The 18,719-nt window shown below is 66.3% G+C and carries 17 protein-coding genes; 4 read left to right on the top strand and 13 right to left on the bottom strand.

The window, feature by feature from the left end; genetic code table 11:
- Position 1 precedes the first annotated feature (1 nt).
- The 4 genes from AC1DYU_RS06845 to AC1DYU_RS06830 form a co-directional block, all read right to left on the bottom strand.
- Positions 2-751, bottom strand: a complete 750-nt coding sequence (locus tag AC1DYU_RS06845) for an ABC transporter ATP-binding protein (RefSeq protein ID WP_476790980.1) — start codon at positions 749-751, stop codon at positions 2-4.
- Positions 748-1,701 carry a branched-chain amino acid ABC transporter permease gene (locus AC1DYU_RS06840; RefSeq protein ID WP_158484130.1) on the bottom strand — a complete coding sequence of 318 codons (954 nt, stop codon included), beginning with the start codon at positions 1,699-1,701 and terminating at the stop codon, positions 748-750. The genes AC1DYU_RS06845 and AC1DYU_RS06840 overlap by 4 nt, the downstream gene beginning before the upstream one ends.
- Positions 1,701-2,606, bottom strand: a complete 906-nt coding sequence (locus tag AC1DYU_RS06835; RefSeq protein ID WP_158484131.1) for a branched-chain amino acid ABC transporter permease — start codon at positions 2,604-2,606, stop codon at positions 1,701-1,703. Before AC1DYU_RS06835 ends, AC1DYU_RS06840 begins: the two co-directional genes overlap by 1 nt.
- A 161-nt stretch (positions 2,607-2,767) precedes the next feature.
- A complete protein-coding gene (locus tag AC1DYU_RS06830; protein ID WP_476790979.1) occupies positions 2,768-4,072 on the bottom strand; it encodes an ABC transporter substrate-binding protein in 1,305 nt (434 codons plus the stop codon).
- A gap of 249 nt (positions 4,073-4,321) precedes the next feature.
- Here AC1DYU_RS06830 and AC1DYU_RS06825 point away from each other — a divergent pair, with 249 nt between their 5' ends.
- The 3 genes from AC1DYU_RS06825 to AC1DYU_RS06815 are packed head-to-tail and all read left to right on the top strand — an operon-like array spanning position 4,322 to position 7,489.
- Positions 4,322-5,452, top strand: a complete 1,131-nt coding sequence (locus tag AC1DYU_RS06825) for a CaiB/BaiF CoA transferase family protein (RefSeq protein WP_476790978.1) — start codon at positions 4,322-4,324, stop codon at positions 5,450-5,452.
- 22 nt (positions 5,453-5,474) lie between these two features.
- The gene (locus tag AC1DYU_RS06820; RefSeq protein WP_476790977.1) at positions 5,475-6,632 is read left to right on the top strand and encodes an acyl-CoA dehydrogenase family protein; all 1,158 of its coding nucleotides are present in this window, start codon (positions 5,475-5,477) and stop codon (positions 6,630-6,632) included.
- 14 nt (positions 6,633-6,646) lie between these two features.
- Complete coding sequence (locus tag AC1DYU_RS06815) at positions 6,647-7,489, top strand: HTD2 family dehydratase (RefSeq protein WP_476790976.1); 843 nt, start codon at positions 6,647-6,649, stop codon at positions 7,487-7,489.
- A gap of 20 nt (positions 7,490-7,509) precedes the next feature.
- On the opposite strand, the gene AC1DYU_RS06810 is transcribed toward AC1DYU_RS06815, so the two are convergent.
- Positions 7,510-8,472 carry a LysR family transcriptional regulator gene (locus AC1DYU_RS06810; protein ID WP_476790975.1) on the bottom strand — a complete coding sequence of 321 codons (963 nt, stop codon included), beginning with the start codon at positions 8,470-8,472 and terminating at the stop codon, positions 7,510-7,512.
- 270 nt (positions 8,473-8,742) lie between these two features.
- Here AC1DYU_RS06810 and AC1DYU_RS06805 point away from each other — a divergent pair, with 270 nt between their 5' ends.
- Positions 8,743-9,741: an MBL fold metallo-hydrolase gene (locus AC1DYU_RS06805; RefSeq protein ID WP_158484137.1), complete on the top strand. Its 999-nt coding sequence runs from the start codon at positions 8,743-8,745 to the stop codon at positions 9,739-9,741.
- A 77-nt stretch (positions 9,742-9,818) separates the two neighbouring features.
- Here AC1DYU_RS06805 and AC1DYU_RS06800 read toward each other — a convergent pair whose 3' ends face one another.
- The 8 genes from AC1DYU_RS06800 to AC1DYU_RS06765 all read right to left on the bottom strand — a co-directional run bounded on the left by AC1DYU_RS06800 (position 9,819) and on the right by AC1DYU_RS06765 (position 18,695).
- The gene (locus AC1DYU_RS06800; protein WP_476790974.1) at positions 9,819-10,001 is read right to left on the bottom strand and encodes a hypothetical protein; all 183 of its coding nucleotides are present in this window, start codon (positions 9,999-10,001) and stop codon (positions 9,819-9,821) included.
- Positions 10,002-10,169: 168 nt separating this feature from the next.
- The gene (locus AC1DYU_RS06795) at positions 10,170-11,186 is read right to left on the bottom strand and encodes an ABC transporter ATP-binding protein (RefSeq protein WP_476790973.1); all 1,017 of its coding nucleotides are present in this window, start codon (positions 11,184-11,186) and stop codon (positions 10,170-10,172) included.
- A complete protein-coding gene (locus AC1DYU_RS06790) occupies positions 11,179-12,162 on the bottom strand; it encodes an ABC transporter ATP-binding protein (RefSeq protein ID WP_476790972.1) in 984 nt (327 codons plus the stop codon). The genes AC1DYU_RS06795 and AC1DYU_RS06790 overlap by 8 nt, the downstream gene beginning before the upstream one ends.
- Positions 12,159-13,664 carry an amidohydrolase family protein gene (locus tag AC1DYU_RS06785; protein ID WP_476790971.1) on the bottom strand — a complete coding sequence of 502 codons (1,506 nt, stop codon included), beginning with the start codon at positions 13,662-13,664 and terminating at the stop codon, positions 12,159-12,161. The genes AC1DYU_RS06790 and AC1DYU_RS06785 overlap by 4 nt, the downstream gene beginning before the upstream one ends.
- Positions 13,661-14,857, bottom strand: coding sequence for an amidohydrolase family protein (locus tag AC1DYU_RS06780; protein WP_476790970.1), 1,197 nt, complete (start codon positions 14,855-14,857; stop codon positions 13,661-13,663). Before AC1DYU_RS06780 ends, AC1DYU_RS06785 begins: the two co-directional genes overlap by 4 nt.
- Positions 14,858-15,017: 160 nt before the next feature.
- Complete coding sequence (locus AC1DYU_RS06775; RefSeq protein WP_476790969.1) at positions 15,018-15,953, bottom strand: ABC transporter permease; 936 nt, start codon at positions 15,951-15,953, stop codon at positions 15,018-15,020.
- Entirely contained in the window at positions 15,943-16,935 is a 993-nt protein-coding gene (locus AC1DYU_RS06770) for an ABC transporter permease (protein WP_476790968.1), read from the bottom strand. The genes AC1DYU_RS06775 and AC1DYU_RS06770 overlap by 11 nt, the downstream gene beginning before the upstream one ends.
- A 149-nt stretch (positions 16,936-17,084) precedes the next feature.
- Positions 17,085-18,695: an ABC transporter substrate-binding protein gene (locus AC1DYU_RS06765; protein ID WP_476790967.1), complete on the bottom strand. Its 1,611-nt coding sequence runs from the start codon at positions 18,693-18,695 to the stop codon at positions 17,085-17,087.
- Positions 18,696-18,719: the final 24 nt, after the last annotated feature.

The raw sequence follows: 18,719 nt of genomic DNA, 5'->3' as shown, positions 1-18,719 counted from the left end.
CCTAGACTCCCACCCCGATCACGGTCTCGCGCACTTCGGGATGATTCAGGATCTCGTCGGGCGTTCCCTCCAACGCGATCCGCCCGCCCGACCAGACCGCGACGCGGCTGGCATAACGGGCGACGACATCCATGTCGTGCTCGACGAAAATCGCCGTGGTGGCGCGGGCATCCAGCGCCCGCGTCAGCGTGTCCATGACCTGGAATTTCTCATGGCTGGAAACGCCCGATGTCGGCTCGTCCATGAAGATCAGCTTGGGATCGAGCGCGAGCGCGACCGCGATGTCGATCAGCTTGCGCATGCCCTCCGGCAATTCTCGGACCGGGCGTTCGGCCGTCTCGCGCAGGCCGACGCTGTCGAGCAGCGCCACCATCTCGTCGCGCTTGGGATGGCGGTCGAGCCGTTGGAAGGGCGACCAGGTGCCCTCGCGCGCACTCAGCGCCAGCAGCAGGTTCTCCATCACCGTGTTGTCGCTGAAGAGTTGCGGAATCTGGAAGGAGCGGCCGATGCCGCGCCTTGTGATCGCGCGTGGGGACAGTGCCGTCACATCGTCGCCCGCGAAGATCACCCGCCCCGATTGCGGCTTGAGATAGCCGGTGCAGAGGTTGATGAAGGTGGTCTTGCCGGCGCCGTTGGGGCCGATGATGGCAATGCGCTCATGGGCGCGGACCGTGAGGCTCGCGCCGTTGGCGGCCTGCACGCCGCCGAAGCGCAGTTCGAGATTGCGGGCTTCGAGGATGAACTCGCTCATCGCGCGCCGTCCTTGACCGAGGCAGTACGCTTGCGCCCGGCGATGAGGCCGTAGAGCCCGGTCGGCGCAAAGAAGATGATGATCAGCAGCATCACGCCGAGCACCGCGTGCCAGGTCTCCGGCGCATAGACCGCCGCATAGCCGCGGATGATCTGGAACATCAGCGCCCCGAGGAAGGGACCGGCGACGCCGCCGACTCCGCCCAGAATCGCAATGAAGACGAACTCGCCCGAGCGCACCCAATAGGCCAGCTCCGGTGTGACATGGCCGGAAACCAGCGCGATCACCGCCCCGCCCAGCCCCGCAAGCAAGCCCGACAACAGATAGGCGCCGTAGAGCACCTTGCGGCTCGATACGCCCAGATATTCCAGCCGCGTCTCGTTCGACTTGATCGCCTCCAGCGCCTTGCCGCCGGGCGAGACGAGATAGCGCGCCACGCCGAGCGCCGCGACGATCGCCAGCGCCAGCGTGATGTAGAACATCCAGAACTCGAAGGCCTCGCGCTCCAGCGTCATGCCCGCCAGCGTCGGGCGCGGCACGCGCTTGCCGTCGGCACCTCCGGTGATCGAGAACAGCTTCTCCAGCAGCGAGAAAAACACCATCGAGATGGCGAGGTTGAGCATGCCGAAGAAGATCGCCCGGTAGCGCACGACGAAGAGCCCGACCAGCGCGGCGACGAGCCCCGAGGCGGCGGTGGCGATCGGCACCAGCAGCAGCACCTCATGGCCGAACTTGGCTGCCGCCATGAAGGCGACGACATAGGCCGAGAAGGCGAAGAACAGGCCGTGGCCGAAGGAGACCTGCCCCGCCCGCAGCAGGACGAGGATGCCGAGCGCCGCCAGCCCCTCGCAGAGCGCCACGGTGAGGATGACCGTCGACCAGGGCGAGACCAGCGGGAAGACGACAAGCGCGATCAGAAGCCCCGCGCCAATGACGATGTGGCGCGACATCAGACCTTCCTCGTCTGCAGTGTGGTGAACAGGCCTTCCGGCTTGATCAGCAGCACCACGACCATGATCAGATAGGGGATCAGCACGTCGAATTCCGGCGCGAAATAGACCGCGGCGGACCGTCCCAGCCCAATCATCAGCGCAGCCACCGCCGCGCCCTCGATCCGTCCGAGCCCCGCCGTCGCCGCGACCGCGAAGGACAACACGATCATGCCCGAGCCGATGCCCGGCGTCAGCGAGGTGGTGGCCGAGGACAGGGCGCCGCCCAGCGCCGCCAGCGAGGCTCCGATCATGAAGGTGAAGAGGTAGATGCGGGTGGCGTTGATCCCCATCGCCATCGCCGCCTCGCGATCCTGCGTCACCGCGACGATGGCGCGGCCAAACGAGGTCCGGCGCAGGAACAGCCGCAGGCCGACAAGCACGGCCAGCGCCACCAGCGGGATCAGGATGAGCTGGTAGTTGGTGTAGTAGATGCCGAAGACCTCGATCGTGCCGAGCCAGTTCATCGGCGCGTTCGCGAAGAGCGGCCGCACGCCGAAGATCACCTTCTGCGCATCCTCCAGGATCATGAACACGGCGAAGGTGACGAGGAGCTGCAGCACCTCCTCCTTGCCGTAGATCCGCCGCAGCAGCAGGGCCTCGACGGCACCGCCGACCACGACACCGACGAGAATGGCGGAGACGAGGAACAGCGGGAAGGCGAGCCAGGTCGGCAGCCCCATCCCGGTCGCCGCGAGCACGGCGCTGGCCGCGACATAGGCGCCGATCGCATAGAACGAGCCGTGGGCGACGTTGAGGACGCCGAGCACGCCGAAGATCAGCGACAGCCCGACCGCGACCAGGAAGATCAGCGAGCCATAGGCGATGCCGTCGAGCGCGGCGAGGAAGAGCATTTCTGGAGGCATTGCGGCCCGTTCTCAGAGATCGTTTGAACCTCTCCGCGTCATCCCGGACGCAGCGAAGCGGAGATCCGGGATCCATCGTAGAGCGCAGTGCCCTCCGATGGATCCCGGAGCGGCGTCGCTACGCGACTTGTCCGGGATGACGGCGGCGGATGGGGAGCTAACTATTTCGAATAATCGAAGGTCTCGATCGACTTGTCGTTGACCAGTTCCGGCTTCACCTTGGCGAACCAGTCGAGCGACTTCTCGCCGACCGGGGTCGTCACCAGCTTGCCGGGGTAGAGCGCGATCTTGTCGTAGACGGCGAAGGGGTATTCCGGCACGCGCTTGGTGGTGCCGAGCATCTGGTCTTCGAGGCCCTGATGGTCCGAGCGGATGGTGACCGTTCCCGTCAGCGACTTGAATTCCAGCCCCTCGAAGGCGGCGATGACCTGCTCCTTGGTCGGCCACTTTCCGCCAGCCGCGGCGCCGGCCTTCTCATAGGCCTTCACCAGCCCGGTCACGGCCTGGTTCATGTGGAAGGTCGGATAGATCGGATAGACTCCGGTCTTCGCCTTGTAGGCCTTCACAAAGCCCTGCATTTCCGGCGTGTTCTTGTACTTCGGGTGCAGGAAGTAATGATCGCCGCGCGAGCCGACGATGACGCCCTCGGGCATGACGTTACCGAGCCGCTCCATCGAGCTTTCCGCCAGCGGCAACACGAAGGTCGACTGCTTGAGCAATCCGCGCGCCGCCGCTTGCTGGACGAAGGTGTCGAGATCGCCGCCCCAGGAGGTCGATATCACCACATCCGGCCGCAGCGCCGAGAGCCGCGTGATCTCGGTCGAGAAATCGGGCGCGCCGAATTTCGGGAACAGCTCGGCCACGACCTTGACGTCGGGCTTCAGCGCCTTGAGGCCGGCCTGCAGCAGCGCCCAGGATTCACGACCCCAGGCATAGTCCTGGTTGACCACTGCGATCGTCTTGAAATCGGGCTTGGTCTTCATGAGGTAGAGCAGCGTCGCCATCATCTCGGAGCCGGCATGGCCCTGGGTGCGGACTGAATACTTCCACTTGCCCTCCTCGAAGATCGTCTGCGTGCCGCAATCCCACATCACGTTGACCACCTTGAGGTCCTCGGCGACGGGGGCGAGCGCATTGCAGGAGCCCGACGAGATTGCGCCGAACATCACTTGCGCGCCCTGATCCTGCACGACGCGGCGATATTCGGAGATGAGCTGGTTGGTGCCGGCGCCCTCGTCGACATAGACGGGCTTCACCGGCACGCCGAGAATCCCGCCCTTGGCGTTGATCTCCTCGAAGAACAGGTCCGCCGCGTTCTTGCCCGGCACCCCGAAGACCGATGCCGGCCCCGACAGGAAGGTCGCGATCCCGACCACCAGTTCCTTCGGCTTGTCTTGCGCCTGCGCCGGTAGCGCCATCAGCGCTCCCAATGCGAATGCGACCGCAGCAGGTCCCTTGATTGCCATCGTGCCTTCTCCCTGAATTCCTCTGGAGCGCGCTCTTGGGCGGCACGCTGCCTCGCGGCAGAGGGGTGCATGGGCGGCACAACAGGACAAGTAGGATAAAACGATGAGGGCCATAGCGATTATCGATGGAGATCGCGGGCGCAGCGAGGATTTCGCTATGGCCCTCATCGCAAAACCCTATTTGACTTCGCACCTCGTTGCCCGCCCGGTCTGGCACTATCGCGACGGGAACGTGGACCGCCTTCAACGATGACTGACGCCCTCGAGGGAATTCTGGTGATCGCGCTCGAGCAGGCCGTGGCCGTCCCCAGCGCGACCTGCAAGCTGGCCGATGCTGGCGCGCGGGTGATCAAGCTGGAGCGGTCCGAGGGCGACTTCGCGCGCGGCTATGACGACTATGCCAAAGGGCTGTCCTCCTATTTCGTCTGGCTGAACCGGGGCAAGGAATCCTGCCGCGTCGATCTCAAGCAGACGGACGACCGCACCATGGTCGAGGCGATGCTGGCGCAGGCCGATATCTTCATCCAGAATCTCGCGCCCGGCGCCACCACGCGGCTGGGCCTCGGCGCCACCGAACTGCGTGCCCGCTATCCCAGGCTGATCACCTGCGACATCTCTGGCTATTCGCCCGGCACGCCCCACCACACGCGCAAGGCCTATGACCTGCTGGTGCAGGCGGAATCGGGCCTCGCCGCGATCACCGGCACGGAAGCCTCGGGGCCGTCCCGCATCGGCGTCTCGATCGCCGACATCGCGACCGGCCAGGCGGCCTATGCCGCGATCCTTGAAGCGCTGCTGCGGCGAGCGAAGACCGGCAAAGGCTCCGCGATCCAACTCTCGCTGTTCGATACGCTGGGCGACCTGATGAACGTGCCCTATCTGACGCGGCGCTATGGCGGCATCGAGCCGCCGCGGCTTGGCCTCGCCCATCCCTCGATCGCGCCTTACGGCGTCTTTGCCACCGCCGACGGCAACCTGCTGATCTCGATCCAGAGCGAGCGTGAATGGCAGATCCTGGCCCGCGAGGTTCTGGACAGCGAAGCACTGGCCGACGATCCGCGCTTTTCGACCAATGTCCTGCGGGTCCGGCAGCGCGAGGTCCTCGATGGACAGGTGCAGGCCCTGCTCGCGACACGGCGCTTCGCCGAGGTCACGGCTGCGCTCGACCGCTACGCCATCGCCTATGGCACTGTCTCCAGCGTCGGCGATCTCATCACCCATCCCGCCGCGACGGCACTGACGGTCGAGACATCCTCCGGTCCAGTCGAGATGCTGGCCCCGCCGGCGATCGTCGATGGGCAGCGCGTCCGGATGCGGCCCGTGCCAGCGCTCGGTCAGCATGACGAGACGCTCCGGGCGGAATTCGGTGCCAGCCTGTAATCGGGAACAACAGACAAGGCTCATGCAGCACGCTTCAGACCATGCCGACATCCGCGACGCTGTGGCGCGTCTCTGCGCCGGCTTCCCCGGCGAATACTGGCGCAGGCTCGACCGCGAGATGGCCTATCCGCAGGAGTTCGTCGCGGCCCTGACCGAAAGCGGCTTCCTCTCGGCCCTGATCCCGGAAGAATATGGCGGCGCCGGCCTGCCGCTTTCGGCTGCGGCCGTCATCATGGAGGAAATCCAGCGTCAGGGCTGCAACGGCGCCGCCTGCCATGCGCAGATGTATGTCATGGGCACGGTGCTGCGGCACGGCTCCGGCACTCAGAAGCAGGCCTGGCTGCCCCGCATCGCCTCGGGCGAGTTGCGCCTGCAGGCCTTCGGCGTGACCGAGCCGAGCAGCGGCACCGACACGACCAGCCTGCACACCACCGCGCGGCGCGAGGGCGACGACTACATCGTCAACGGCCAGAAGATCTGGACCAGCCGCGCCGCGCAATCCGACCTGATGCTCCTGCTGGCCCGCACCACCCCGCGCGATCAGGTCGCCAAGCGCACCGACGGGCTCTCGGTCTTCCTGCTCGACATGCGCGAGGCGCTGCAGGCCGGGCTGACGATCCGCCCGATCCGCACGATGATGAACCACGCCACCACCGAGGTCTTCTTCGATAATGTCCGCGTGCCCGCCGATAACCTCGTCGGCGAGGAGGGCAAGGGCTTCCGCTACATCCTCTCCGGCATGAACGCCGAGCGCATCCTGATCGCGGCCGAATGCGTCGGCGACGCCAAATGGTTCATCGACAAGGCCTCGGCCTACGCCAAGGAACGGCAGGTCTTCGGCCGCCCGATCGGCCAGAACCAGGGCATCCAGTTCCCGATCGCCAAGGCCTACGCCAATATGCGCGCTGCCGAGTTGATGGTGCGCGAGGCGGTTCGTCTCTATGAGGCCGGCGAAAATGCCGGAGCGGAGGCCAACATGGCCAAGATGCTGGCCGCCGATGCCTCCTTCGAGGCGGCCAATGCCTGTATCCAGACCCATGGCGGTTTCGGTTTCGCCGAGGAATACGACATCGAGCGCAAATTCCGCGAGACGCGGCTGTATCAGGTGGCGCCGATCTCGACCAATCTGATCCTGTCCTATCTCGCCGAGCATGTGCTCGGCATGCCGCGCTCGTATTGAAGACGATCGCAGCCATGGACATCGACCATCTCAGAACCTGGATCGGCCGCACCGAGGAAGCTTCGGACCTCGTCACGCCGCGCCTGATCGCAAGCTATGCCGCCACCTTCGCCCCGCATCTGGCGCCCTGCCCTGCGGGCGACGCTCCGCTGGCCCTGCACTGGTGCCTCGCGCCGCCGATCGCGCCGATGAGTGCGCTGGGCGCAGACGGCCACCCGGCCAAGGGCGGGTTCCTGCCGCCCGTGCCGCTGCCGCGCCGGATGTGGGCGGGCGGCAGCATCGAGACGCTGGCACCGCTGCGCGAGGGCGATCTGGTCACGCGCCGCTCGCGCGTCAGTGACGTCACCGCCAAGGACGGCCGCTCCGGACCGCTCTGCTTCGTCGCCGTCGACCACGAGATTTCGACCGCGCGCGGCATGGCCCTGCGCGAGCGTCATAACATCGTCTATCGCGAGGCCATGAACCTTCCCGCTGCCGCGCCCGCAGCGGCCAGGGCCGAGCCCCAGCCCGCCGACCTGAGCTGGGAGATCGACGCCGGCCCAGTGCTGCTGTTCCGCTACTCGGCGCTGACCTTCAACGGTCACCGCATCCATTACGACCAGCCCTATGTCACCGGCGAGGAGGGCTATGATGGGCTCGTCGTGCATGGCCCGATCCAGGCCACGCTGATGCTGAATATCGCGGCGACGCTGGCCGGCAACCTGAGGCTGAAGCTCGACTATCGCGGCCTCAGCCCGTTGACTGCAGGCGGAGCGTTTCTCGTGAAGGCCCGGCGGCAGGATGACGGCACGATCCGGACCTGGACCGAGGGCGCCGACGGGCGCCTGCGGATGGAGGGCACCGCACGAGCGGCCTGAGCGGCGTCACCGGACACGCCTCAGCCGTAGAGCGTCGGCGGCCCGCCATCCTCGCCCAATGTCGCAGTCCAGCTCCCATCCGTGACGAGGCCGCGCAGGATCTGCCAGGAGAGCTGCCCGATCGCGCGTGCCGCCGCCGGCATCGGCCGCTCCGTCGAATAGGCGAGGTAGACCTTGCGGTAGAGCGACGGATTGGCGATCGGCCAGGTCTGGAAAACCCCGGCTTTCTCCTGCGCCGCCACGGCCATGCGCGGCAGGATGCTGTAGCCGAAACCCTGCTCCACCAATCGCTTGATCTGGCTGTAGGATTCGATCTCGACCGCCGGCTGGATGGTCGCCCCGACCTCGCCGGCGGCCTCGTCGATCTGGTCGCGCAGGCCGTGTCCCAGGCCGGGCAGGATCAGATCGAGCGCGGCGGCATCGGCGAGCGCGATCGGCGCACCCGGTGTCCCGGGCGGGCGAGCCGAACCGGTTGCCGAAAACAGGCAGAGTTCTTCGGTCAGGACATGGTGGATACCGAGCCCCTTGGGGTCCGATGTCGAGTAGATCACCGCGAGATCGACGTCGCCGCGCCTCAGCCAGTCCAGCACGAAGCCGCTCATAGCCTCGGCAATGCGGATGCGGATCGCCGGATAGCGCTCACGCGCCGCCTGGATCAACGGCACGCTGAACTGCTCGCTCACCGTTCCCGGCAGACCGATCCTGACCTCGCCACCCGGCAGTTCGGCTTCGCCGCGCACAAATTCACGCAACGCCGCGAAATCCGCGAGGATCGTGCGGGCGCGTGCCAGCAGCCGCTCGCCGGCTTCCGTCGGGAGGACGCCGCGTGCCCCGCGATGCAAAAGAGCGACGCCGAGTTCGTCCTCCATATGGCGCAGATGCTGGCTCAGCGCCGGCTGTGCCACGCGCAGCTTCGTCGCCGCCTTCGAAAAGGAGCCCTGCTCGACGATGGCCGCGAAATAGCGGAGCTGCCGTAGATCCATCGCCGTTTTCGAACTCGCAGTGACTGCGCGGATGTCGCCCGCCTCCATAGCCGCGCGAGGCTGCGATGACTAGGCCGAGGCCAGGTGCGAACACAGGCCCTGTCGCGGCAGCTTTGCGTTATGGCCGCTAGAGCGAACCGATATTGGTCCAGGCATCAGTGCCGGTGCATCGTCCCACCTGGGCGGATGGCGGGCATGAGCCGGCCAATCGCAATCGACCACACCATGCCGGCGGCCAACGTCGGAATCCACAGCACGGGAGGAAATGCCATGTCGAACGACACGTTCAGTCTGCCGTCCGCCAGCCGTCGCGGTTTCCTGGGCTCAGCGGCTGCATTGGCCGCCGGAGCCGCCTTTCCGCTCGCTTCCCCGGCCCTGGCGAAGGCCCCGTTGTCCAGGACACAGCCGGCCTATTTCTACCGCTTCATGCTCGGCACCGCCGAGGTCACGGTGGTCTCCGATGGGCCGCTGCCGCTCGGCGATCCCGGGGCGAGCTTCCTCGGCGTGCCGAAGGAGACCGTCTACGGCATGCTCGATGCCAGCTTCCTGCCGAAGGACAATGTGGTTCTCGAGCAGAACATTCCGATCGTGAACTTCGGCGACAGGCTGGTGATGTTCGACACCGGCATGGGCTTCTCGAAAGCCTTCGGCCCGACCACCGGCCGCCTGCAGAAGAGCCTGGAGGAGGCCGGCATCAAGCCCGGCGACATCGACGACATCGTCTGCAGCCATGCCCATATCGACCATATCGGCGGCATCTGCACGGCAGACGGCAAGGCGCTCTTCCCGAATGCCCGCATTCATATCAGCCAGATCGATTTCGACTTCTGGACGGATGAGAGCAAGCTGGGTTCGCCGCTCAAGGCCTTCATCGAGCACGCGCGTGCCAATCTGCTGCCAGTGCGAGACCGCATCGTCTTCTTCAAGGATCAGCAGGAGTTCCTGCCCGGCGTCCAGGCCATCGCCGCGCCCGGCCATACCGTGGGCCACCACATCTTCAAGGTCGCCTCGGGGGCTAAGTCCTTTGCCTTCCTCGGCGACCTCACCCATCACGCCGTCCTGCTGACAGAAAACCCGCGCCTCGAATTCGCCTATGACAGCGATCCGAAACAGGCCGTTCAGTCGCGCGTCAAACTGCTGACGATGCTTGCCCAGGAAAAGACGCCGGTGATGTCCTATCATTTCGCCTGGCCGGGCTTCGGCAATCTCGCCAAGGCCGGCGACGGCTTCCGCTACATCGCGGCGCCGATGCAGATGCTGCCGGGCTGAAGCGCGATGCGGCCATCGGGCCTCCCGGAAACGATGACGGCGTCGCGCATCGGCGTGATGCCGTTCCGGGCGCCAGCTCAGCTTTCGGCGTCGCGTTCCGGCAAGGTGACGTTGGCCGCCGTGATGTGTCGTCCCTGGACGCGCCGCACGATCGTGCGCGCAAGTCCTGCGGCGACGACGACGAGCGGCAGCGCGTAAATCGCCGCGTCCGTGAGCGCTAGCCAAAGCGCCAGGCCGACCGAACCGATGAGCAACACCACATACCACATGCCAAAAAGGTGGGAACAGCGGGTTCTCACGGCAAGCCGAAGCCGGTCGTTTGGTTACCGAATCCTTGATCGACATTGACCTTCGCCAGCCGCGGCGGTTGGGATCGAGAGCCATCGGCTGCCCCCAACCCCGCAGGCACGCCACGTCTTGAGTAAGTCTCAGGCGAGATGGCAGGCGACGAATTCGCCGTCGATCGGCCGCAGCATCGGCGCCTCGACGCGGCAGTGCTCGATCGCGATCGGGCAGCGCGGGTGGAAGGCGCAGCCCGGGGGCGGCGCGATCGGGCTCGGCACCTCGCCCGACATCGGCTGGCGGTTGCGGTTGGGCTTCTCGACATCGGGGATCGTATCGAGCAGCAGCCGCGTATAGGGGTGGCGCGCCCGGCTGAAGACCTCCTCGGCCGCGCCGGTCTCGACGAAGCGCCCGAGATACATGATCGCGAGATGGTCCGACATGTGCCGGACGACCGAGAGGTTGTGGCTGATGAAGAGATAGGTCAGCCCGAGCTCCTTCTGCAACCTGACCATCAGGTTGAGCACCTGCGCCTGGACCGAGACGTCGAGCGCCGAGGTCGGCTCATCGCAGACCAGGAAATCGGCCTCGGTCGCGAGCGCCCGCGCAATCGAGATGCGCTGGCGCTGCCCGCCGGAGAAGGCATGCGGATAGCGCTGCGCATCGCTGCGCGACAGGCCGACGATCTCCAGCAGATCGCCGACGCGCGCCAGCGTCGAGGCCGCATCGGGCCGAAGCTTCAATTCGCGGATCGGCTCGGCGATGATGTCGCCGACGCGCCAGCGCGGGTTCAGGCTGGCATAGGGGTCCTGGAAGATCATCTGCACGCGCGGCGGACCGACCGTACCGTTAGCCCGGCGGATATCGTGGAAATGCAGCGCCCCTTCCGTCGGCCTCTGGAGGCCGACAACCATCCGCGCAAGCGTCGACTTCCCGCAGCCGGATTCGCCGACAATGCTGAAGGTCGTGCCGCGCTTCACCGTGAAGGAGACCTCCTCGACCGCGCGCAGGATGCGGCGCGGCTGGCGCGACAGCAGCCGGGTCAGGGCGGGAGCGGAGACATCGAAGCGGCAGGACGCGGCCGAGACCGTGAGGATAGTGTCGGGTTCCTCCCGCGTCGCATCTGGAGGATCAAGGAGGACGGAAGCAGCCGCGTCACGCATGCGCCGGCTCCATCAGCGGGAAATGGCAGGCGGCGCCGTGCACACCTTGCGGGAGGCCGGGCTTGTGCTCTCGGCAGAAGGGCTGGACGCGGCCGCAGCGCGGGTTGAAGGCGCAGCCGGCCGGAATGGCGTTGAGGCGCGGCATCGCGCCGTCGATCTGGTTGAGCTCCGAGTGTCGGGCATGAACGCTCGGGATCGAGGCCATCAGCCCGGCCGTGTAGGGATGGCGCGGGCGGCGCGTCACCTCCTCGACCGGCCCGATCTCGACGATGCGCCCGGCATACATCACCGCGACCCGATCGGCGGTCTCGGCGATCACGCCCATGTCGTGCGTCACCAGCATGATCGCGGTGCCGTGCTCGCGGCAGAGCCGCTTCAGCAGCGTGGTGATCTGCGCCTGGATCGAAACGTCGAGCGCCGTCGTCGGCTCGTCGGCGATGATCAGCTTCGGCTCGGCGCAAAGCGCGAGCGCGATCACCACGCGCTGGCGCATGCCGCCGGAGAACTGGTGCGGATACTGGTCGATGCGCGTTTCGGCGGCGGGGATGCCGACCTCCCGCAGCAGCGACAGCGCCCGCCCCCGTGCCTGGCTGCGGGAAACGGGAAGATGCGTCGTGATCGTCTCGACGATCTGTTCGCCGACCGTCAGCAGCGGGTGCAGCGAGGTCAGCGGGTCCTGAAAGATCGCCCCGATCCGCCGGCCGCGCAGCCTGCGCATCGCATCCTGCGGGAGATTGTCGATGCGCTGGCCATCGAGACGAATTTCGCCGCCACTGATCCGGCCGGGCGGATCGAGCAGGCCGATCACGGCCGTGCCGGTCAGCGACTTGCCGGCCCCCGATTCCCCGACGACACCGAGGATTTCACCGGGCGCGATCTCGAAGGAGACGCCGTCCAGCGCGGTCAGCGGCCCGTGGCGACCGTCGAAGACGATGCGCAGATCCTTGACCGACAGAAGCGGTGCGGACCCGCTCATGCCCCCGCCCTCGCCCGTTCGACCGGATAGCTCGACGAGAAGATCTCGCTCGCCGGGGGATGGCCATGCGTCCGCTCCGGATAGCGCGCCATCACGCCCTCGAACTGGGCCTGCGCCCGGGCGTTGTCGGCTACCTCGTCGATACCGGGAATGACGCGTTCCTCCATGACGAAGCGCCCGTCGATGACGACTGTCGAGAAATCCCGCCCATGGCCTGCGAGCAGCATGGTCTGGATCGGGTCGATGACCTGGCCGAGATGCGGGCGGTCGAGATCGAAGACGGTGATGTCGGCGCGCGCACCCGGCTGCAACCGGCCGAGATCGGGCCGCCCGAGCGCATCGGCTCCGCCGACAGTCGCGGCGTCGTAATAATCCTCGGAGCGCACCGCGCCGGCGCTGCCGGCCATGGTGCGGGCCAGGATCATCCCGGCCTGAAGGTTCATGATCATGTCGGGCGGGCTCGTATCCGTGCCTATGCCGATCTTCACTCCCATCGCGCGATAGCGGCCGAAATGATCGATCGCGTTGCCATGCCGCCCTGAAACCAGCGGGCAATGCACGATCGCAGCCCCCACATCGCGGATGATCTCGAGGTCGCGGCCCGGCCGCTCGATATGCCGGCTGCCGGAGACATAGGTCCCGTGCGGCAAGAGGCAGCGCTCGCTCAGGAAGCCGAGGCTCGCCAGCCATTCGGGCGGGCTCATGCCGTGCTGGGCGAGCACGAGGTCATATTCGATCTTCGACTGGCAGCAATGCAGCCGCACCGGCACGTCGAGTTCGCGCACGGCCGCGGCCGTTCGGCGCAGCAGCTCGGCGGTAGAGGTCTCGATCCGATCGGGCGCGAACATGGCGCGGATCAGGCCACCGGCTGCACCTTCGTGACGTCGCGCGAAATCGATGGCAGCGTCGAGTTCGGCCAGACCGCGCGCCTCGTCGTAATGCGTGACGATGCGCCCATCGGCTTCGACCAACTGGTTGCCGGTGCGATAGGCCGGACCGAGATAGGCCCGGATGCCGAGCGCGGCGGCGGCTTCCGCCGCATCCTCGAACTCCTGCACGGTCTCGCCCCAGGCGCGGTAGAACAGCGAAGCGATCGGCAGGGCGGTGGTGATGCCGTTGCGGATCAGCGTCGCGAAGGCGTGCTTCTTCTGGAAGGCGAGCTCCTCGCGGGAATACATCTCATAGGCGCCGGCATCGAGATAGGAGCGCGGCCAGACGCGGCCCTTCTTCCAGGCCGGCTGGTTGTCATAGGCCAGGATCGTGGTGTCGAGGTCAGACAGCGCATCGAGATCGACGAAGCCCGGCCCGATCAGCGCATTGCCATAGTCAATTCGGCGCGCCACCTCGCCGTCGAAGCCATGGCCGACGAAGATGACCTCGCCATCCTCGAAGACGATCTCGCCATTCTCGTAAAGCCGGTGCCGCCCGTCGCGGTGGCCCACGAGCCAGCGCGCGGTCAGCAGGATGCGGCCTTCCGGGCGTTTGGCAGCGCGCAAGGTCACAGCGCTGTCCTGACCGAGACGCCGTCGCGGGCGACGATCTTGCCGCGCTTGACGACTCGGCGATTCGGCGACCGCGTCACCAGCGCCTCGGCCACCGTCTCGCCGGGCAGGATGACGAGATCGGCGACGCAGCCCTCAGTGACGCCATAGCCCTCGACCTCCATCACCTTGGCGCCTTCGCTGGTGCAGACATCAAGCGCCAGCCGGAGTTCATCGTCGCGACGCAGATTGTTGCGCAGGCCGACGAACATGGCGCGCTCGAGCATATCGGCATTGCCATAGGGACCCCAGGTGTCGCGGATGCCGTCCGAACCCGAGCAGACGCGCACGCCGGCTGCGAGCAGCTTCTTCACCGGCGGCGCCGGGCGGCTGGCCGGCCCCGTCGTCATGATCGCGATGTCGAGCGCGGCAAGCTGCTCGATCACCGGATCGACCAGAGCGGGGTCGGCACCCAGGCTGAAGGCGTGGCTGATCGTGACCTTGCCCGTCATGCCGAGCGCCCGCGTGCGCTCGATGATCAGATCCGTCGAGAACAGGCCCATCTCGCCGGGCTCGTGCAGATGGATGTCGAGCGGCTTGCCATAGGTCTGGCAGAGGCCGAAGACGGCATCGAGATGGCCCTTCGGGTCGCGGTCGATCGCGCAGGGATCGAGCCCGCCGACGATCTCGCAGCCGGCCTTCATCGCCTCGTCCATCAGCTCCAGCGTGCCGGGCCGGCGCAGCAGGCCCGATTGCGGAAAGGCGACGAGTTCGATGTCGACGATGTCGCGATAGCCGTCGCGCGTCGCCATCACGCCTTCGACGCCCCAGAGCCCGTGCTCGGTATCGACATCGACATGGCTGCGGATATGGGTCGAACCCATCAGCGAGGACTGGATCGACTGCCGCGCCGACTGCCGCGCCGGGTCGATATCGAGCCGCTTCTTGTTCTCGCGCTCGTTGTCGATCTTGTCGAGCAGCTTGGGCCCGACCTCGTTTGTGTACCAGGGCAGGCCCCACAGGCTCTTGTCGAGATGGGTATGCGCCTCGACCAGGCCGGGAATGACGATCTCGCCGCGCCCGTCCTCGACCGCGACGCCGGCCGGCGCCTCGATCCCGGACGCGATCCGCGTGATCTTGCCGTTCTCGATCAGCATGTCGACGGCGGGGCCGGCATAGGGACGGACATTGCGCAGCAGCAGGGAGGCGGTCATCGCAGGCGTATCCTTCTTCAGTGCGTCATGGTCGGGCTTGGCGCTTCGTCATGCTCGGCCTTGTGCCGAGCATCCACGCCTTGAACATCTGCGACGGGCGAAGACGTGGATGGTCGGGACAAGCCCGACCATGATGGGAATGGCATCGCACCATCGCCTCTCACCGCAGCTTCGGGTTCAGTGCATCGCGCAGCCAGTCGCCGAGCAGATTCACGCTCAGCACGATCAGCCCGAGCTGAAGCGAGGGGAATACCACCAGCCACCAGGAGCCGGAAAACAGATACTGGTTGCCGATGCGGATCAGCGTGCCCAGCGATGGCTGTGTGATCGGCATGCCGACCCCCAGAAACGACAACGTCGCCTCCGACAGGATGGCCAGCCCGAGATTGAGCGTGGCGGCCACCATCACCGGCGTCAGCGTGTTCGGCAGGATGTGGCGCGCCATGATCCGGATCGCCGGCACCTTGATGATGCGCGCCGCCAGCACATACTCCTTGCGCCGCTCGACCATGGTCGAGGCCCGCACGGTGCGGGCATATTGCACCCAGTTGGTCAGCGAGATCGACATCACCAGCACGACGGCGGCAAAAGGCTCCCGCAGGTTCGGCGGCAGCAATTCCCGGAAGATCGCCGAGACCAGGATCGCCATCAGCAGCGTCGGGATCGAGAGGACCGTGTCGCCCAGCCGCATCAAGAGGTTGTCGATGCGCCCGCCATGGTAGCCGGCGACGAGCCCGATCGTGACGCCGAGCGTCATCGAGACCACCACCGCCGCAAAGCCGATGATCAGCGAGACCCGCGTGCCGTAGAGGATGGCCGACAGCACGTCGCGCCCCTGCGGATCGGTGCCGAGCAGGAACGGCCATTCCCCGTCGGCGGCCCAGATCGGCGGGATCTCGGCCTTGTCGATGAAGATCTGTGCGAGATCATGCGGGTTCTGCGGCGCAATCAGCGGGCAAAACAGCGCCGTCAGGATCAGCAACGCCAGCACGAGGGCAGACAGCCATGCGGCGGGTGTGCGCCGGAAGCTCCAGCCGATGTCGCTGTCGAGGAAGCGGGCGATCAGCGAGGGTTTGCGAACCTTTTCAGCGAGCATTCGCGGCTCCCGACAATGCATCCTCGCGCAGGCGCGGGTCGACGTAAGCATAAGTCAGGTCGACCAGCGTGTTCAGCGAGACGAAGATGAAGGAAACCACGATCAGATAGGCTGCCATCACCGGAATATCGACGAAGGTGACCGCCTGGACGAAGAGCAGCCCCATGCCCGGCCACTGGAAGACCGTCTCGGTCACCAGCGCGAAGGCGATCAGATTGCCGATCTGCAGGCCGGTGACGGTGATCACCGGCATCAGGCAGTTGCGCAGCGCGTGGCGGAAATGGACGGAGCGCATCGTCAGGCCGCGTGCGCGGGCGAAGCGGATGAAATCCGTCCGCATCGTCTCCATCATCTCGGCCCGCACCAGCCGCATCACCAGCGTGATCTGGAACAGCGACAACGTCACGCCGGGCAGGATCAGCGCCTTGCGGCCCGATGCCGTGAGCAGGCCGGTGCTCCACCAGCCGAGCTGCACGGTCTCGCCGCGCCCGAAGGCCGGCAGCCATTGCAGCGTCACCGAAAACACCAGGATGAACAGGATACCGAGCGCGAAGCTCGGCAGCGAGACGCCGAGCACGGAGATGAATTGCAGCGCCTTGGCGAGCAGGCTGTCGCGCCGGATCGCGGTGTAGACGCCCAGCGGAATGCCGATGGCGAGAGACAGGAAAGTCGCGACCAGCACCAACTCGAAGGTCGCCGGGAAGCGTTCCGCGATCAGCGTGAAAACCTCCTGCTGGTTGCGATAGGAGATGCCGAAATCGCCGCGCAGCGCGTTGCCGACAAAGGTCGCAAATTGCAGCAGGAAACCCTTGTCGAGGCCGAGCCGGGCACGCAGTTCGTCGCGCTGGGCCTGGCTCGCCTGCTCGTTCAGCATCAACTCGACGGGATCGCCGACGAAGCGGAAGATCAGGAAGGCGATGAACGCCACCGCGAGCATCACGCCGGCCGCGTTCAGAAGACGCTTGAGGAGGAAGGCCGGCATGGTGGCTAACTCCAGCTCTCGGTTGCCCGCGCCGTCATGCTCGGGCTTGACCCGAGCATCTAGGACCAGATTGGTGGTGCTGCCTTCTCGTCACGATATTCTCGGGTCTGCGCTTCGCTTCGCCCGAGAATGACGGCACGGTCCCAAACTCACTTCAGCGTGGTCAGCCACAGCCGCGGCTTGTTGTCCGAGGCCTGCACGGTCTGGGCTACCGTGCTGCGCATCGCCCAGGCCATCGGCTGCTGGTGCATCGGAATGAACAGGTGCTCGGTCTTGGCGATCTTGAGGGCCTCCTGCATCATCGCGATGCGCTTCCCCGTATCGAGCTCGACGCCGGCCTTGTCGATCAGCGCGTCGATGCGCGGGTCGCCCCAATTGCCCCAGTTGAACACGCCGCCCGAACCGCTCTTCGAACGCATCACCTGGATCAGGATCGAATAGGCGTCGATCATCGGCTCGTTGGCCCAGCCGAAGGAGATCACGTCGAACTCGCCCTTGACGCGCTTGGGCGTCTGCTGGCTGCGCGGGGCGAGGCTGAGATTGGGCTTCAGGCCCGCGCGCGACCACATCGCCGCGACCGCCTGGCAGAACTCCTCCTCGTTGACGAGGCCGTCGCTCTGGCAGTTCATCTGGAAATTGAAGCCGGCGGGATAGCCGGCAGCGGTCAGCAATTTCTTGGCGCCGTCGAGATCGAAGGGCAGGCGCACATCCTGCGACGGCTCGTAGCCGGGAATGGCGGGCGCGATCAGCGCGCCGGTGTTGCGCGACAGGCCGCGCATGGCGCGCTTCTGCACCGCGTCGATGTCGATGGCGCGGTAGAGCGCCTCGCGGACGCGGATGTCCTTGAGCGGGTTCTTATCCTTCACGTCGCTCTCGAACAGCTTGTCGCCGAGGTTGAAGGCGAAGATCACCGTGCGCAGCTCATTGGTCTGCAGCACCTTGACGTCGGGCGAGGCTGAGAGGCGCGGCAGATCCTGCAGCGGCGCGACATTGGTGAAGTCGATCTCGCCCGAGAGCAGCGCCGCGACGCGGGTCGAGGCCGAGGCGATCGGCAGGAACTCGATCGTGTCGATGTTGTGCTGCGGCTTGTCCCACCAGTTCGGGTTCTTGACATAGACCGTCTTGGAATCGGCCCGGCGGCTCTCGACGATGAAAGGGCCGGTGCCGTTGGCGTTGTCGGTGGCGTAGCCCTTCACGCCCTTACCGGAATCGGTCGGCAGCAGCGAGTTGTTGGCAACCAGCCATTCCTTGTCGAAGATGAAGATGTTGGTCAGGTCGTTCAGCAGCAGCGGATAGGGTCCGTTGACCTCGATCTCGACGGTGAAGTCGTCGGCCTTCTTCGAGGATTTGTAGGCCGGCAGATTGCCCTTCAGCGGCGAATCCGCATGCGTCACGCGCTCCAGCGAGGCGACGACATCGTCGGCGGTGAACGGGTTGCCGTTGTGGAACTTGACGCCCTGGCGCAGCTTGAAGCGCCAGACGGTCGGCGAGACCGTCTCCCAGCTTTCCGCCAGCGCCGGCTCGATCTTGAGATCGCCGGTGTAGCGCACCAGCCCCTCATAGACATGGTTCAGCACCGAGAGCGTGAAGGTGTCGCCATAGGAATAGGGGTCGAGCGAAGCGATCTCGCGGGCAGCGCCCCATTTCAGGGTCTTCGCCTCGGCGGCGCCGGAGATCACCGCGCCGGTCAGAGCAACCGCCGCCAGCAAGCAGCTCTTGAGCGTCAGGCGGCTCTTGGTTGCCAGGCTTGCCTTCGTCATCGCGCTCTCCCTTTGCCAGTCCGG

The organism is Allobosea sp. P2_B12, assembly GCF_056404835.1.
This window is presented reverse-complemented; position numbering and strand designations above follow the sequence as displayed.

Excerpts from the sequence above, each read along its gene's own strand:
- AC1DYU_RS06845 (WP_476790980.1), bottom strand. The coding sequence starts at position 751 with ATGAGCGAGTTCATCCTCGAAGCCCGCAATCTCGAACTGCGCTTCGGC.
- AC1DYU_RS06840 (WP_158484130.1), bottom strand. The coding sequence starts at position 1,701 with ATGTCGCGCCACATCGTCATTGGCGCGGGGCTTCTGATCGCGCTTGTC.
- AC1DYU_RS06835 (WP_158484131.1), bottom strand. The coding sequence starts at position 2,606 with ATGCCTCCAGAAATGCTCTTCCTCGCCGCGCTCGACGGCATCGCCTAT.
- AC1DYU_RS06830 (WP_476790979.1), bottom strand. The coding sequence starts at position 4,072 with ATGGCAATCAAGGGACCTGCTGCGGTCGCATTCGCATTGGGAGCGCTG.
- AC1DYU_RS06825 (WP_476790978.1), top strand. The coding sequence starts at position 4,322 with ATGACTGACGCCCTCGAGGGAATTCTGGTGATCGCGCTCGAGCAGGCC.
- AC1DYU_RS06820 (WP_476790977.1), top strand. The coding sequence starts at position 5,475 with ATGCAGCACGCTTCAGACCATGCCGACATCCGCGACGCTGTGGCGCGT.
- AC1DYU_RS06815 (WP_476790976.1), top strand. The coding sequence starts at position 6,647 with ATGGACATCGACCATCTCAGAACCTGGATCGGCCGCACCGAGGAAGCT.
- AC1DYU_RS06810 (WP_476790975.1), bottom strand. The coding sequence starts at position 8,472 with ATGGATCTACGGCAGCTCCGCTATTTCGCGGCCATCGTCGAGCAGGGC.
- AC1DYU_RS06805 (WP_158484137.1), top strand. The coding sequence starts at position 8,743 with ATGTCGAACGACACGTTCAGTCTGCCGTCCGCCAGCCGTCGCGGTTTC.
- AC1DYU_RS06795 (WP_476790973.1), bottom strand. The coding sequence starts at position 11,186 with ATGCGTGACGCGGCTGCTTCCGTCCTCCTTGATCCTCCAGATGCGACG.
- AC1DYU_RS06790 (WP_476790972.1), bottom strand. The coding sequence starts at position 12,162 with ATGAGCGGGTCCGCACCGCTTCTGTCGGTCAAGGATCTGCGCATCGTC.
- AC1DYU_RS06780 (WP_476790970.1), bottom strand. The coding sequence starts at position 14,857 with ATGACCGCCTCCCTGCTGCTGCGCAATGTCCGTCCCTATGCCGGCCCC.
- AC1DYU_RS06775 (WP_476790969.1), bottom strand. The coding sequence starts at position 15,953 with ATGCTCGCTGAAAAGGTTCGCAAACCCTCGCTGATCGCCCGCTTCCTC.
- AC1DYU_RS06770 (WP_476790968.1), bottom strand. The coding sequence starts at position 16,935 with ATGCCGGCCTTCCTCCTCAAGCGTCTTCTGAACGCGGCCGGCGTGATG.
- AC1DYU_RS06765 (WP_476790967.1), bottom strand. The coding sequence starts at position 18,695 with ATGACGAAGGCAAGCCTGGCAACCAAGAGCCGCCTGACGCTCAAGAGC.